This is a genomic window from Trueperaceae bacterium, assembly GCA_002707365.1.
GTDB lineage: Bacteria > Deinococcota > Deinococci > Deinococcales > Trueperaceae > UBA6957.
This window is the reverse complement of the sequence record PAMQ01000002.1, coordinates 1-16,394: the sequence shown is the minus strand read 5'-3', so window position 1 is coordinate 16,394 and position 16,394 is coordinate 1. Positions and strand designations below refer to the sequence as shown.

General features: G+C 46.6%; 12 protein-coding genes. 5 read left to right on the top strand and 7 right to left on the bottom strand.

The window, feature by feature from the left end; translation table 11 throughout:
• On the top strand, nt 1-271 hold a 271-nt coding region (locus tag CMO31_00205), incomplete at its 5' end, for a hypothetical protein (protein MAZ52430.1).
• A 354-nt stretch (nt 272-625) separates the two neighbouring features.
• Here CMO31_00205 and CMO31_00200 read toward each other — a convergent pair.
• Nucleotides 626-910: a hypothetical protein gene (locus CMO31_00200; protein MAZ52429.1), complete on the bottom strand. Its 285-nt coding sequence runs from the start codon at nt 908-910 to the stop codon at nt 626-628.
• Nucleotides 911-1,120: 210 nt separating this feature from the next.
• Here CMO31_00200 and CMO31_00195 point away from each other — a divergent pair, with 210 nt between their 5' ends.
• The gene (locus CMO31_00195; protein MAZ52428.1) at nt 1,121-1,531 is read left to right on the top strand and encodes a glyoxalase; all 411 of its coding nucleotides are present in this window, start codon (nt 1,121-1,123) and stop codon (nt 1,529-1,531) included.
• A gap of 46 nt (nt 1,532-1,577) precedes the next feature.
• On the opposite strand, the gene CMO31_00190 is transcribed toward CMO31_00195, so the two are convergent.
• Nucleotides 1,578-2,603: an alcohol dehydrogenase gene (locus CMO31_00190; protein MAZ52427.1), complete on the bottom strand. Its 1,026-nt coding sequence runs from the start codon at nt 2,601-2,603 to the stop codon at nt 1,578-1,580.
• Nucleotides 2,604-2,882: 279 nt separating this feature from the next.
• A complete protein-coding gene (locus tag CMO31_00185) occupies nt 2,883-3,737 on the bottom strand; it encodes a hypothetical protein (GenBank protein ID MAZ52426.1) in 855 nt (284 codons plus the stop codon).
• Nucleotides 3,738-4,325: 588 nt separating this feature from the next.
• On the opposite strand from CMO31_00185, the gene CMO31_00180 reads away from it, so the two are divergent.
• Nucleotides 4,326-5,333: a hypothetical protein gene (locus CMO31_00180; protein MAZ52425.1), complete on the top strand. Its 1,008-nt coding sequence runs from the start codon at nt 4,326-4,328 to the stop codon at nt 5,331-5,333.
• Nucleotides 5,334-5,369: 36 nt separating this feature from the next.
• Here the strand turns inward: CMO31_00180 and CMO31_00175 are convergent, their stop codons facing one another.
• The gene (locus CMO31_00175; protein ID MAZ52424.1) at nt 5,370-6,332 is read right to left on the bottom strand and encodes a ribokinase; all 963 of its coding nucleotides are present in this window, start codon (nt 6,330-6,332) and stop codon (nt 5,370-5,372) included.
• A gap of 75 nt (nt 6,333-6,407) precedes the next feature.
• On the opposite strand from CMO31_00175, the gene CMO31_00170 reads away from it, so the two are divergent.
• Nucleotides 6,408-7,733, top strand: coding sequence for a hypothetical protein (locus CMO31_00170; protein ID MAZ52423.1), 1,326 nt, complete (start codon nt 6,408-6,410; stop codon nt 7,731-7,733).
• Nucleotides 7,734-7,864: 131 nt separating this feature from the next.
• Here the strand turns inward: CMO31_00170 and CMO31_00165 are convergent, their stop codons facing one another.
• The 3 genes from CMO31_00165 to CMO31_00155 form a co-directional block, all read right to left on the bottom strand.
• Nucleotides 7,865-9,379 (bottom strand): hypothetical protein, encoded by a 1,515-nt coding sequence (locus tag CMO31_00165; protein ID MAZ52422.1) that lies wholly within the window; start codon nt 9,377-9,379, stop codon nt 7,865-7,867.
• Between the two features lie 355 nt (nt 9,380-9,734).
• Nucleotides 9,735-11,873 (bottom strand): hypothetical protein, encoded by a 2,139-nt coding sequence (locus CMO31_00160; GenBank protein ID MAZ52421.1) that lies wholly within the window; start codon nt 11,871-11,873, stop codon nt 9,735-9,737.
• Between the two features lie 164 nt (nt 11,874-12,037).
• Nucleotides 12,038-13,942, bottom strand: a complete 1,905-nt coding sequence (locus tag CMO31_00155) for a hypothetical protein (GenBank protein ID MAZ52420.1) — start codon at nt 13,940-13,942, stop codon at nt 12,038-12,040.
• 528 nt (nt 13,943-14,470) lie between these two features.
• Between CMO31_00155 and CMO31_00150 the strand changes: the two genes are divergently transcribed.
• Nucleotides 14,471-16,394: hypothetical protein (locus CMO31_00150; GenBank protein ID MAZ52419.1), on the top strand; the 1,924-nt coding region annotated here is incomplete at its 3' end.

The window sequence follows — 16,394 nt, the reverse complement described above, 5'->3', positions numbered from 1 at the left end:
AGGAATTTTCGTAGTTAACGACTACCTAACGGATTACCCTGAACTGACCGTACGATGGTGGATTGAGGACGCAAAAGGCAACAAACTCGAGGAACACGTCATTCCTTGTTCATGCCCAGAAAACTCACTCGTTAATGTTGGTGATCTTGAATGGACAGTACCAACTGACGGAAACGCTCCCTACCAAATTAATGTTGAAATGACTGGACCTTCAGGCATACTATCCACTAACGATTACGAGGTGAAAACAACCTCAAACCAAAACAACTAAGACGCAGACTTGTGCCGTGCAACCATACCTAATTGGTACTTCATAATTTTTAGATCTTTAAAAGCTGTTCCTGTTGCATGTTGACCAATGATTTTGATTGTCTTATCGTGCCCTTTGAACTCAACAGGTTAGCCTTTAAGAGTTATGGGTTTTGGCTCCTTTGTAACTTAGGTAGCTTGAATACGACCCACCACACATTACCCCTAATGAGATTTTAGCCGAGGCATCTCTGGAAAATACTTAGCGTCCCCTAAGCTTTTTCCAGATATCAGAAGTTCTGCCGTAAAAGCTTTTTTAATCCTGTCCCAAATGCATTCATCTTAAGCCCAACTGCTGCATTATGATTACGACCCATTAGATAAAAAGGAAGGTTAGTAAAGAGGGTAACCCTGCAATAGAAAGAGCCGCAGAGACAGGCCAATATATTTTTGGCAGCCACTTCGGTCGGTCTTTCCCCAAGATAATCCGTGCTACTTCAATAATCCCTCCAAAAAAAATAAGAAACGGCATTAAACCCATAATTACAAACAGAGTAGCCCCTGCCTCCGTCTCGGTTAGCGGCATATCTGGAGAAACCAAAAATACGAGGAATAGTAAGCCTAAAAGGAGGCTAACAGCAAATAACACTAGTGGCTTCATGTTTCCTCCTGACGAAAAAGGATAGCCCAAAAATAGGTGTTAGCGAGTTAAACAGACACAGTCTTCTTCTAATGGTATCTTTACTTACGATTCATTTGAAATGCCTTCCCTAGCATTGGTTAAGCGCTTGCTGGAGAATCTAATAGCAATCCGCCCGCATATAATTTCCCCTACGGGCAACTAGTTGGGAGGATTAATTAATTGATAAAAATGGGAAAACTACATCATGTGAGTGTTGTTGTCAACGACCTAGAGGCCTCACGTCGTTTCTACGTTGATGTGTTAGGAATGGAACAGGTTCATCGTCCCAAACCATTTGATTTTAAAGGGCAGTGGTTTCGTATTAACCAAAGTTATGAAGTCCACACAATCCATACTTCCGACGCCACAGCGTCATCTGGTGACCCACAAAACACTCCGAAACCGGGGCGAGACCTAACGTTTTCCCGCCACATTTGTTTTAGCGTAAGCAACGTAAAAGAAGTACTACAAACCCTGCAACAAAACGATGTCGAGATTGCTGAGGGCCCAAGAGATCGTGGTGATGGAGCAACACAAATATATTTGTATGATCCAGATGGTCACCTCATCGAACTCGTTTACGAGCCTTGGGACTGGTGATTACACAAGTTCTACCAAGGTAACCCCCAAAAACGTTTAAGCTAACCTAGAAGATTACTCCTAACTTAACGTTCTCATCCGGGTTATTGGCAATTTTTGGATACTCTACTAAAAGTTCATCGAATTGAACGATTGGACGCACGATCGCCTCAGTATTGAGTTTATCCCCTGCGAGTAATCGCAAGGCTACATCAAATAATCGGTCCTCATCCCAATTTGGATACTCTGGGTTAGGTTCGCTACATGATCTCGAAAACACAATCTTTGGGATATTGAAGTGCGCTTCTGCGCCGAAATCCAGGCCTGCTGGATAGGCGCCAGGCCATGCCCCTGCTACGACCACGGAATTATAAGCAACACCACGGAGTGCGGCTTGTAATGCCAGGTGACTTCCGCTGTACTCTATGCACACGTCAGCGCCCCGTTTGCCAGTCGCTTTCTTAATCTCAACACCAGCGTCACAATTTGTCGGGTCAAGCACAATGTCAGCCCCAACCTGACTCGCTACTTCACGACGAATTGGAAGTGGATCAACTGCAATTACCGGGTAGGCTCCTGCCAACTTAGCTAATTGGAGAGCAATTAGTCCAATTGCTCCCATTCCGAAGACGGCTACGGCGTCACCTAAACGAACGTTACCGTCACGAATTGCTCCAAGGGCAAAGTCCACAGGGTCAAGACAAACCGCATCCTTCCAAGTGGCACCCTCAGGAAGGTTCCTCACGGTGCTAGCCTGCCATACGTGCTCTTCACGGAAGGGACTGTGACGAAACACGGTCTGGCCCACCTCAAAGCCACTAACGGCATCTCCAACTTCAATAACTTCTCCAACACAAGTATTACCAAGATGCATTGGGAAGCTAAACATTGGCCGATCGGACCGAAATATTTTCCACTCAAAATCATAATCGCCCCGAGGATTTCCATAACCTTTAAAACCCGACATTTCGCTTCCTGTTTTAGCAGCAGCGAACGTCGATTTAACTCTTATTTCTTCCGGCTGCAAATCAGGACTTTCGTAATCCCTAAAAGCAACTTTCTCTTGAGCTGGGGCAATTAGTTCTCTTGGCATAATTTGTAACGACCTTCCTAATGTGACTTTAGCAGTGATTATATCCGATGCTCGGGTCTACCTTAACTACAAATCAGTAACACCTTAAAATTTATACTTGCACATACGTTAAGTCCCATCATTTCCGTTCCGATAACTGGTATCACATCCAATGCGGAATAGTATAGTCAAAGTCATTTTCATGATACCAACTCTACTTTGCCAAAAATGATCTCCTAAACTGGAGCTGTTTTTCTAGGGCATCAATTAGTTAAACCCGCAGTCATACATGGAATACTTTTAACGCGTCCCACCGAATACACTCTCCACTTCATCCCAAAGATCATTCGTGACCTGCCAAAGTCCCCTCTTGTGCTTAACGGCATCTGGGGGCCGTGCACCTAATAGTAGAATGGGACCATCAAATCCAGAATCCAATGCAATTTCTAGACAGTGCCTAAATTCTGCACGATCAATTATTCCGTTGTCGTCACAATTTGCCCAAGCATGTATCGACGTTGCTCGGGGCATCAGTTTTGAAAGCGTCAAATATTTATCTGGCCCGCTAGCATTACCAAAATCTGCGACCAATCCATAGGAACGCTCAGAGAGATCTATAATCTCTAAGAGGGTTCCTGGAAGTTGATTCATGTTTTTAAAGTTTTCTGTAGCTGGTTCTAAAGCCAATGAGTTTGCAAAATCCGCCAGTTCGCGGAAAGCTTTGACGCTGGCGCCAATGGTTTCAGCTGATGGGGTCGCTGCCCCAGGAACGTACCTAACGCCTGTCGCTCCCAGTTGGCTTGCTACTTCCATCCAACGTTTGACAATTTCGATTTGATCCCGGGACGCTTCAGGATCCGGCTTACATAATTCACCTGAGTCTATGAGCAACTGGACTAGTTCTACATCGGCTTCTGCCAGGGCCCTTTTAAGTTCTTCCAAGAAAGTAGCGTCTATGCTGGGAAGATGAAAGTGACAAATATCTATTGTTTTGATGTCATGAGAAGCAACTTCGCGAGGAAGACTTAGAAGGTCTAGTGAGGCTGAGGTAGCTACGTTCTTTGGAATAACCTTCTTTCCGTTAGGGTGAAGCTCATTCCACAGGCATCCAAACGCTTCGTGAAAAGTCCAAGACGACATCGCTACTTTCGGCATATAACCCCCTTTTTTTCATAACTGCATCATACGCGTAGTATTGATTAAATTTAGGCTTAAGCTAGAGTTATTGGTTGCTTAAGGGCACCTACCTCGTTGGGAAAGTAACTTATGAAGGTAATGACTAATCTAACCACAATCTCATCCGGAGAAGCATTGTTGCCACTCCACTTACATTATTAGGCCATCTGCTGTCCTGTAACGGAAGGGTGCCTCGCCTGTCCTAGCAAAGCGCAGTGAGTATTTTTGAACTTCGGAAATTGATAAGAGGGCCCATCACCTAATCTTCCATGTTGTTCAAAAGGACTTGTGGTTGGGGATTTCTGTTTTTTATTACTTCGATCTGCAAACGTGTGGTTTAGGAGAGATTCTGACGGAACAGCCTGAGTGCACACCTCTAGGTTAATAATTTGGCTTACAATCTTTAGTGTATGTTACCTCCCCTTTACAAATGCGGCCATAGGCACATTTAGTATGGGCGGACCTAGGCTGTCTGGTAAGCTAAAACTATTTACTGTATCTAATTATTTCTTCGTTGCTAACCTGCATTGACCGAGATCATCAAACAAGGAAGGATTCGCGAAAATTATGGCACACCCACCTACTGTTCTAATCACTCAAGAGTGGTTCCGAAAGCAAGCAGGTCCACATGTTGACATTCTCAAGGCTGCTGGTTTTGCGATTGCGTATCCGCGTAATCCACTTATAGCTAGAGGTAATCTTAGTGACCAGGAAACTATAGACGAACTGTCCGGAGCGCAGGCTATCCTTGCCAGCTCTGTAAGATTCTCGGACAAAATTCTTTCCCAGCTTCCTGACCTTCGTGTAATCGCTCGTACGGGTGTTGGATATGACCGTGTCGACATTGCCTCTGCTACCCGTAACAAGATTGCCGTGACTATAACTCCAGCCGCTAATCATGCTGCTGTTGCTGAGCATACATTGGCTTTGATACTTGCAGTGACTAAACGCATCGTCCCGATCGATCAGCGAGTACGGGCCGGGGAATGGCCAACACAAGCCAACCTCCCTCTACGAGGAAGGACCTTGGGAATTTTTGGATTAGGCCGTACTGGTCGTAGCGTAGCAATTCGGGCTAATGCCTTCGGATTGAATATCATTGCTGCCGAAAAATACCCTGATATTGATTTCGTGTCCGATAACAACATTGAACTAGTTGACCTCGACACCCTATTAAAACGATCTGATATTTTGACCATCCACAGTCCTCTGACCGATGAAACTAGGAGGTTATTCGATCATTCGGTTTTAATGCGAATGAAAAAAGGAAGCATCTTAATAAATACCGCTAGAGGCCCACTCGTCGATCAGGATCACCTTTTTGAAGCCATCCAATCGGGTCATCTTGATGGGGCGGGCTTAGACGTGTTTGAGCCCGAACCTATTTCAAAGGAACACCCGCTTTTGGGGTTAGATAACGTTGTGGTTAGTTCTCATAGAGCTGGCATTGACACATTAGCTGTCAAAGAATCAGGAATCGCAGCCGCTCAATCAATTGTCGACCTACGGCAAGGTATTTGGCCGGAAGAGGGTGTGGTTGTGAATAGCGATCTTCGAGCGTCCTGGCTCTGGTAGTAACTAAGTGACTCGTCTCACTCCCAAAAAGCCAGCTTATGTTTGTTGCAATATTTTGGTTACCTGAGAACTATCGTGATAGGACGGTAACGTATCTAGTTTGGTACAGGACAACGCAGCTGCAGCATTAGCGAAGCGAGCAGCATCAGCCAAGTGTTGTCCTCTTGAGAGAGCAACTGCTAGTGAAGCATTAAAGGCGTCACCAGCCCCAGTTGTGTCTACTACCTCGGGAATCTCAAAAGCTGGTACAAGAGTAATATCATCACGAGTAACGCATAAACTTCCCCGTTCACCTAATGTCAATATCGCTGCCCCACAACCGAGGTCCAGAAGTTTTTTGCCTAATTCGTCTTCATCAACGGGTCCGTCATCTGTTAAACCTAGGCACACTCGGGCTTCGGTCTCGTTGGGAGTAATTACGCTCACGCTAGAGAGGTCTTGATCGAGCAGATTACAAGCTGGCGCCGGATTGAGAATAGTGGTCAGATTCCGTTGAAAACCGGCTCGCATAGCGTATAGCGCTGTTTGTAGGGGTATCTCGAGTTGCGTCAACACAACCGTTTTGTTTGTCCATGAACTTGCGGCTTCATCAATATCGGAATTAGATAAGGCGGCATTTGGCCCGCTGTCTATACTGATTATATTCTGACCATCGGGTGCAACCATAATGAAGCCAACTCCAGTGGCTGAATCCTGGTGGTACTTTAGGTACCTATCGTCAATACCTTCTTTTTTCAGCAAAGTCCGGAAGGTAGTACCGTTAGCATCATCTCCCACGCGGCCCACGAATCCCGTATGCGCTCCAAGGCGTGCCGCTTGAACTGACATATTTGATCCTTTGCCTCCATGGGTTTGAAAGTAACCACTACCGTGTACAGTCTCTCCCGTATTTGGTAGCCGTTCTACTTCCATCACTAGTGCTACCAAATAGCTTCCCACTACAGCTACGTGGCCCTCTTTAGTTACAGTGTTTCCTTGTGTGTTTTCCACTCCTGTCATCATACGATCTTCTAGTGCCACCTGACCTATAATGGCTATAGCACCTTGGTCTGTTTGACTTGAAAGTGAGCAATCATGTCGACCACAAATGAGAACACACCAACTTATCTACCCGGTCATCACCCTCGCGCTAGATTAATGAGGATCGATTCAGCATCTATCTTCAAGCGTCTTTATTTACTTGAACGTTGTTTGATAATTAGTCAAGCTGGCTGGTTGCCCGGAATTGCTTCGTTCAGAGCCAAGACAACCCTTCCCCGCCACATATGGCAAGACACCCAGGTAGCTGATGATCTTCGGGAACGAGTCTTTGAATTGCGATATCCAAAACGAATGTTGGAAATTGATGATGATGCTCCTCTCGTTGAGATTTTTCAACAAGCGTCTCACGCTCCGAATCCTGGGGCTTACCTCCTTTTGCTAGCTCAAGTCCTGAAACCAGCCCTACTGATTGCCTATCGCGATTACGTTAACCAAGCGGATGACCTTACTGATGGGACAATACAACGTTCATTAGACCTAGCGATCTCCGAAAAAACCATTCAGATAAGGGAATTGCTTGAACTGGCTGATGAAGAACTAGGCGCTCACCAACAAGACAAAGTTACTGCAAACCGTTGGGTGGCAGCCTTTCAATCTAGACTGGATGAAGTTGGCGGCCTCTCGTTAGAGAGGCCGAAGCAGTCAGACACGATGATGATACTTGAGGATAGTCGTACCTTCCAACTGGCGGAGATCCCAGCGCGAGATAAAACGTTTGCCCTGTGTCATTACTATTGGCCCGATATCATCGATCCAACGTTCGCTTATGGAGAAGGAGTAAACCTACAACTCAGAAGTGCTGTGAGCCACTTAAATGAAGTTTGGGCTGTCGAGGTTGGTGGTGCAATTCTTCACGCCTTCGCAGATGATTTAGATTGGGAGTTCATTCGGGATGCAGCACGATGGACCTTTGATGAAAGTCGGCATGTGCGTATGGGATTCGAACGGCTCTGCACATGGGGTTTCGAACCAGGTGAAATGCCTCTCGGAAGCTACATTTACGATAGTGCCTACGGGCAAGATCCTATTGTTCGTATGGGTATGCTTCACTATTTTGAAACAAAAAATATTGGCAAAAAAGTAACTCGAGCCCAGGCGTTCGCTGCTTACGCTGACGGTATGAGTCAGCATGATATGGAATTTGATTGGGCTGATGAAGCCATCCACGCTAATTACGGTCGGCATTGGCACACAGTTCTACGTGAACAATATCCAGACCGTATTCCTGAGATGCAGCAGCTGCATGAGTATTGTGACGAACTAGTTGCCATTGAGGTTGCGAAAGCAACCAAAACCGAAAAACTACAAATTAAGGAAATCGCTAACGCGATGCTTGCAAAAACATTACTTCAGCACTAACTGATCTCCAAGACTGCTAGAGCCTGAATATCCTTCTTAGGGAAACCTAGATTTAGAAGCAGATTTTAAAGATAAGGTGCATATCGCCTTAGCGCTTCTACTAATCAGCAGTCTCAGGGCCATTAATCTGTCTAAATATTGGGGGGGTCTATGCTGCCGGAATACGACACTATTCGGCCGATGGCCGTGCCAATACCAGTACTATTCTTGTTCTTGCGCCCTGTCACTTTCAATTCCAACTTGTGTTCACCATCAGGAAGGCCTGTGATCCACACTGCCGTTGCCTGATTAGCTCTTTCCCAATGAGGAGGATGATACATATCTCTCTCCTGCACAAGCTGTCCGTCAATCCAAGCTTCCAAGATTCCTTTATCATGGTGAAGGTCGCCCTGTACGTACAGGGTATTCCCACGGAATTCTACCGTGACGGAGTCACCAGGAGTAGTAGACACTAACTGCTCTTCTGCTCGTTCGTCTTTTTCCCAGGAACCGTTCCAGGAGATGCGTGAATCACTAACTTTTAGTGCATCTACAACGAAAAACTTTGGGAAAGAAACTTCGGTTTCAGAAACATAGGTATAGGGCTGATTTGGAATTTGTAGTTCCTCGCCGGCATCTTTACCGCCATTCTGAATGACGTTCTCAATTGCTAATCTGAAACAAACATCGGTAGCTGACAAAATTGAATATTTCGTGTGGTTATAAACCCGATCCATATATGGGGATATCTCTTCTATAACTCGTTTTGGGAAACGTTCATACCCAAGGACTGTCCCGATGATCCCGCCTACGTTAGCGACGTTACTATCAGTGTCTTGACCTGATCTATTAGTAATCTCTATTGTTTTGAGGAAATCACGGTTCCCATATAAAAGTCCGAGGGCTACATAAGCGCCGTTAAAGTTCGCCTGAATATTAAATTTACCCTCGTTCTCCGTAGGTCCCCAGGGACACAAGTCGTGATTCCACTTTTTCTCGATCTCTCCCCACGTTGCCCGCCAGTCAGTAGGGTACTCCACATGCCATCCCAATACGTCATCTATTATGCGTCCACAGGCAGAGTCAGCCGGAACAGCTTTTCGACCTAATTCTACTATCTTCCTGGGATCGTCTTCAAAAAAGGATGCCGCATACATGGCCGTAAAGAACATTCCCCCATATATTCCATCACCGTGATTGACGACCCTTCCTTGTCGTCGACAAAGATCCTGAGCTACCTCTGGCATTCCGGGTGAAATCATGCCTATGTAATCACATTCAATTTGAAAATCAATGTCGTCCGCATGAGGATTATAGTAAGGGTGTCCAGCATGTTCTGCTGGTATGCCTTCGAGGAGATTTTGTCTAGCTTGACCGTTGGCGTGCCACACTAAGTACTTCCCCTCTCGATAGGGTGTCGCAAAATCTTCAGGGGTGGCATCCAGACCTTGTTCAGCGACTACTTGGAGCATAGCCATATTCATGTAAAGGTCATCCTCGTTTACTAACCATTCTCGTAGGTGCAACTCCTGAACATCTACGTTACCTTCAAAGATTTCGCCGGTATATTTGAATTCAATGGGTTCTCCCATAGCAGCACCGTACGACTTCCCCACCCAAGCCCCTAATATCTTGTCTTTCAACGCATCTTTTTTTAACCGCAGCATCCGACCATCCTCCGTTTAGTAAAACTTGATTAGCTTCTTTTCTATCATTTAGCTTTGATTAAAATCAGCATCAGATCCTGATTTGTGCAGTTGTTCCGGATTTCCTTAAGGTGCAACTATAAAACAAGTTTCGTAAGAAGTTTTCAGAAAAAACAATCGCTAAAGGCAGAAGTTTCCATGCTTATGCCAATTTGGCCGGGCATTACGGAACCTCTTTTCTAAGTCAATCTGTCCTTTCTACTAACTTGCTTCACAACCGGGCTGGGGCTTGCCGTTACCTCAACGAGTGATCTGGGGTAGCTGATTTAAAAGCAGGAAGCGCCTTTAAGAAACACACCCACCCCAGATGATTCACCTATGAAGTCGTATCTTTGACGCACCGGAAACCAATGGTGCCGCAACGATCAAGTCCAGGATACATTAGGAGTATTTTCTCATGGACGTCGTTCCTTTGGGCTCCGCTAGCGTTATACCAACGGCCTTCTACAACCAAATGACTTCCACCCTTTAAAATGGCGAAACGCGTGTGCCCATCATCCCTTTCGCTTTCTGTCCCCTCCCAAACGTTGCCCGCCATGTCAAGACAACCGGCATTACTGACGCCACCTGGAAATTGATCTACTGGAGTTGTATCACCGGTACCGCTGTTACACAGGTCAGGCGCAAACTGATCTCCCCAAGGCCAAACGCTAAACCCTGCTGCAATTTGCCATTCACCCTCTGTTGGCAACCGTTTTCCTGCCCATTTGGCATAAGCTCTAGCATCGTCTAAATCTACCCAAATAACCGGATGTTTTTCTTTGCCAGCGGGAATGCTCCAGAGCCACGGTTGACTCGCCTGTTCTGCATCTTGCTCCCAGTGCCTCAAGAAATTAGTGACATCCGTGGGAACATATTGTGATTCTTTTAGGAATACTTGGAATTCAGAGTTAGTAACTTCGGTCTTATCCATCCAGTAACTTTGTAAAGCCACCTGTTGGGGTGGGTGGTGCATATCATGACGTGTTTCTATGCCACCGTAACAAGCGCCCTCCATTATTGCCGAGGCGTTGTGCCTTACTGTCAGTTCAACTTCTCTTCCCTCGACGAAACACATACCCGAAGGATCTTCATCTGGACCAGCTAATTCTGATCGTCCGACTTCCCGAAGGGTTAAATCACCAAGCGTGACTCGATCCCGTATGACGCTAGTCGATGGAGAAGCTTTTTCTGGCGCTAAAAGTTTTAATTCCCCCGGCGTTGATACTATACAACCTGCCTCTCCGGGATTCATAGTCAGGTTTAGTTGGTTATTAGTGTCTAGTGTTTTGATTTCCACACCATTCCATAAGTCATAGTGTCGAAACGATCTTCCGTCTCCTGTTTGGGAAGGAAGTTTAATAACCGGTCCGGTCACGACATCGTTAGTAATGTTCAACATCGTATGCATTATGCTGTCACCATCGTGCCACCGGTGGGCTACCACGTCTTGAGATAGGGTCTCTACGTACGGTTGCCAGTTTTCATCTTGGAACGCAGTTCTTTGTCGTTGCAAAAGCCTACTACAGCGCCGAATTAAAGCTCGATCCGCATCGTTCCAGGGGTTCCACCAACCGAAGATATTTTCCCAAATTACGTTACCAACACCATGGAAGAACGACCGATGAAGCATATTCTGGTGGTCCAGTGAATCTCGATCTATTGATCTGAATGAAAACCTAGGTTCTAACCAACGGATTGTGAGTAATTCTGGCGGTTCAACCGCGTTCTTCTGAAGCCAGGATCCTGTAATCGACCCGAGAGATTCCAAGCCAGGTACTCCTTCAGGATCAAACACAATATCAGGGTTGGCTTGTTCTATGGGCCCCCGAAACCCAGGGTCATCCGACCCCATAGTATCGAGGAAAATTCCATCAGCCCCAATAGCGTGAATGATGCTCCCTAGGGCTTCTGCATCTGCTACAGCTGGCGCTCCGCTGCTCTCTATACGCGAGCCGCCACTATCACGGCCTTCTTCTGGGAATCCCCATCTGTATCCTCGTGGATCTGGGTCACCTGCTCCTGGTTCCCGGCGAGTACTAAGGTCCCAGGGATTGTAATTCACAAAGACTTTAACGCCCCGTTCGTGAGCCCGGTCAGTCAATTTCCTTAAGCCCTCTAGGCCACCGGGCATGTCCCGGTAGAAGTCCATTTGATTCCTACCATCTATGCCCAAACGGGGATACGATTGCCAGAGCAGAATGATATCGTAACCACCGAACTCCTTCTCGCCATCGTCTAAAACTTCATCGATTCGGTATCGTTGTTCTTCGCGATCGTAAAAACTTGTGTCGTACATGAACACAAACGCTTCTGAATAAGCACTGCGGTACCAAGCTAAACCTTCCTTTTCGAATGCCGTCCGATCTATGGTTGCTCGCAACTCAGCACGTTGTTTCTCGAGATCATTTCCAGTAGTGCTTTTTCGTCCTACGTGTTCCGTGAAATCGTTACTAACTTTAGTATGATCAATCATCCAGGTATTCCTTTCCTTCACCACTTTTGGGAATCGCTTAAAACCTAGCTAATCAAGAACCTAAATTAGTTCACTTCGTAAAGACCAAAAAGAAGACGACCTGAAAGTTAATGACTAAACTTTCAGGTCGTCTTCTTTTTAACTAACGAGTCTCAGGTTGCTCGTTAGTTTTCAGATCTGATGAACCACTGGTTACTATAATGGTTCAAATCCCCACCCCATTCGATCCAGGGCGGAAGCTCGGTTGGCAAGTTGCCAATGTTTGGTTTAGCAAGGAACACCATTGGTAGTTCCCCAACTGTCCCGATAGCATAGGTATTATCTGAAAGGAACTGGTAGTACTCTTTGCCTAGACGCGTGTACTCTTCACTACCGAAGACACTATCCATAAGTTCCAGTCGAACATCTAGTAGCCAATTGATTTCTGGTGGTGGCTCTTCGCCCGGCATTTCTCCACCGTAATCATCTAGCGTCTTAGTACCAGCAGCCAAGGCGTATGTTGCTTCGCGCCAACGCTCNCAATGTTCGTTTCTGAAACCGATGGTGTCTTCACTGATCACGGTTCCGTACATCTCACCATTAGGTTCGCGTTGAGCCCAAACGTCCCAATTCATTTCTATCGCCCTTGTCGCTGAGGCGGCTATGCCAACTGGTCTAATTTCCGACTGAACGCCTATGTCAGACCAGTATTCCTTAACTAGCTCGTGTGTTTTTAAAGCTGCTCCGGCGAAAGAACCTTCAACGAACTCAACGACTATGGTCAAAGGTTTGCCGTCCAACTGAATGCGGGTACCCTGAGCGTTACGTCTAGTTAACCCCAGGCCGTCCAACAGTTCGTTGGCAAGATCAGGATCAAACTGCGCGTAGGCGGTACCCCATTCCTCTTCGTAAATCGAGGCCATGGATGTAACTGACCACTGTTGAGGTACAGCGACACCAGAGTAAAGAACCTCGTTGATTTCATTCCGATCTATAGCGACCGACAGAGCCCGACGGAAGTCAGCGTTAGTAAAGAGAGCTTTTTTGACTGGGTCGGGATGACTTTGGTTCGGGTAGTAGACTACCTCTCCGGAGGTAAATTGAGGAATAAGATTAACTTCATAACCAGCCTGTTCCTTATTCTCCATATAGAGGGTGTAGTTATCGAATGATGTACGTAGGTAGGCTAAGTCGGCTTCACCAGAGACTACTTTTAGGTTGAAGGTTTCTGGATCAACAATGGTGGAAAGAACCGTGTCTACGTAAGGAAGCTGCTGTCCCGCGGCGTCCACTTGGTGGAAGAACGGGTTACGCTCGTAGAGCTTCGCAGTGGTTGTGAAGGTTAAAGGCTTCCACTGTTGGGAAGTCGGTTTATTAGCATCGTTAAGGGGCCGCCAGTAGTAATGCCATTTGAAGGCTTCCTCCCAAGATGCGAATCCCTCTTCCTTGGCAACTGCTTCAGCGTTCTCGTTGAAATCAGGATGCCAGGTTTTGAGGTAGTTGCTTGGGTTGAACAGCGTCCATTCGCCACCCCGCCAATGAATCATGTCGAGAAGAGCGCGAGGACGTGGGGCTGGGAAGTTAATGATCACCGTGTGATCGTCCGGCGCCTCAACTGTAGATCCCTCGGGATAAAGGTGAATCTGCCACCCATCATCGCTTAGGTATTCACGCTTAAACGTGAAGTCCTCGGAAGTGAAATCGTCTCCGTTGGACCATTTCATTCCTGGACGTAGGTACAGCTCGAATGACGTGTTGTCATCCGACTGCTTGTAGTCCAAAACAATGTCAGGAATAAAGTCATTGTCTTGTGTCATTAGAAGCGCAAGTGGCCCGCGAGCTGGTTCTTCCGTTAGGGCGTTCCAAGGGAAGTTATCCAAAGCGAACACGTTGAATTGCCCACCATGCTCACCAATCTCTTGAGTGACTGGGTACACCATGGGTGTATCGGGAAGCCTCTCCCCAAGCGGTGGCAGCTCACCAGCAGCTACTTTTGCGGCATCATAAGGCGACTCGATATACTCTTGAGCCACCCCCATACCGAAGAAAACTGTTCCGACCACCAAAGAAGCAGCCAGTAAAGTTGTCATCTTTAATCTCACTTGTATTTACCCCCTAAAAAGTTCCTCAATAACCTAAAACCGCGAAAATCTGATGGAAATAATGAAAGCGTCTCAAACCACAACTGAGCGAAAACCGCCAATAAAAAAGACGCTTACCGCTTGGTCAGGTGGTCCATCACCTCCACTACTCACTATCTAACAGATTACCGTTATGCACAGGATATCCTAAATCGAGGGACGCTGTAAACCATAGAAGAGTTAGAAATGACAGAAAGTCACGAGCACAGACAAGCTAATCAAGAACCTAAACTGGATTCCGACTGTTTCCTATAGGGCCCATAAAGACGACAGAGCCAGGCTTAAAGGTATGAATTACCTCCTAAGGGTACTCCGATTAGGTCACTTCGTAAAGACCAAAAAGAAGACGACCTGAAAGTTTAGTCATTAACTTTCAGGTCGTCTTCTTTTTGGTCTTTACGAAGTAAACTAATTTAGGTTCTTGATTAGCTAGGTTTTAAGCGATTCCCAAAAGTGGTGAAGGAAAGGAATACCTGGATGATTGATCATACTAAAGTTAGTAACGATTTCACGGAACACGTAGGACGAAAAAGCACTACTGGAAATGATCTCGAGAAACAACGTGCTGAGTTGCGAGCAACCATAGATCGGACGGCATTCGAAAAGGAAGGTTTAGCTTGGTACCGCAGTGCTTATTCAGAAGCGTTTGTGTTCATGTACGACACAAGTTTTTACGATCGCGAAGAACAACGATACCGAATCGATGAAGTTTTAGACGATGGCGAGAAGGAGTTCGGTGGTTACGATATCATTCTGCTCTGGCAATCGTATCCCCGTTTGGGCATAGATGGTAGGAATCAAATGGACTTCTACCGGGACATGCCCGGTGGCCTAGAGGGCTTAAGGAAATTGACTGACCGGGCTCACGAACGGGGCGTTAAAGTCTTTGTGAATTACAATCCCTGGGACCTTAGTACTCGCCGGGAACCAGGAGCAGGTGACCCAGATCCACGAGGATACAGATGGGGATTCCCAGAAGAAGGCCGTGATAGTGGCGGCTCGCGTATAGAGAGCAGCGGAGCGCCAGCTGTAGCAGATGCAGAAGCCCTAGGGAGCATCATTCACGCTATTGGGGCTGATGGAATTTTCCTCGATACTATGGGGTCGGATGACCCTGGGTTTCGGGGGCCCATAGAACAAGCCAACCCTGATATTGTGTTTGATCCTGAAGGAGTACCTGGCTTGGAATCTCTCGGGTCGATTACAGGATCCTGGCTTCAGAAGAACGCGGTTGAACCGCCAGAATTACTCACAATCCGTTGGTTAGAACCTAGGTTTTCATTCAGATCAATAGATCGAGATTCACTGGACCACCAGAATATGCTTCATCGGTCGTTCTTCCATGGTGTTGGTAACGTAATTTGGGAAAATATTTTTGGTTGGTGGAACCCCTGGAACGATGCGGATCGAGCTTTAATTCGGCGCTGTAGTAGGCTTTTGCAACGACAAAGAGCTGCGTTCCAAGATGAAAACTGGCAACCGTACGTAGAGACCCTATCTCAAGACGTGGTAGCCCACCGGTGGCACGATGGTGACAGCATAATGCATACGATGTTGAACATTACTAACGATGTCGTGACCGGACCGGTTATTAAACTTCCTTCCCAAACAGGAGACGGAAGATCGTTTCGACACTATGACTTATGGAATGGTGTGGAAATCAAAACACTAGACACTAATAACCAACTAAACCTGACTATGAATCCCGGAGAGGCAGGTTGTATAGTATCAACGCCGGGGGAATTAAAACTTTTAGCGCCAGAAAAAGCTTCTCCATCGACTAGCGTCATACGGGATCGAGTCACGCTTGGTGATTTAACCCTTCGGGAAGTCGGACGATCAGAATTAGCTGGTCCAGATGAAGATCCTTCGGGTATGTGTTTCGTCGAGGGAAGAGAAGTTGAACTGACAGTAAGGCACAACGCCTCGGCAATAATGGAGGGCGCTTGTTACGGTGGCATAGAAACACGTCATGATATGCACCACCCACCCCAACAGGTGGCTTTACAAAGTTACTGGATGGATAAGACCGAAGTTACTAACTCTGAATTCCAAGTATTCCTAAAAGAATCACAATATGTTCCCACGGATGTCACTAATTTCTTGAGGCACTGGGAGCAAGATGCAGAACAGGCGAGTCAACCGTGGCTCTGGAGCATTCCCGCTGGCAAAGAAAAACATCCGGTTATTTGGGTAGATTTAGACGATGCTAGAGCTTATGCCAAATGGGCAGGAAAACGGTTGCCAACAGAGGGTGAATGGCAAATTGCAGCAGGGTTTAGCGTTTGGCCTTGGGGAGATCAGTTTGCGCCTGACCTGTGTAACAGCGGTACCGGTGATACAACTCCAGTAGATCAATTTCCAGGTGGCGTCAGTAATGCCGGTTGTCTTGACATGGCGG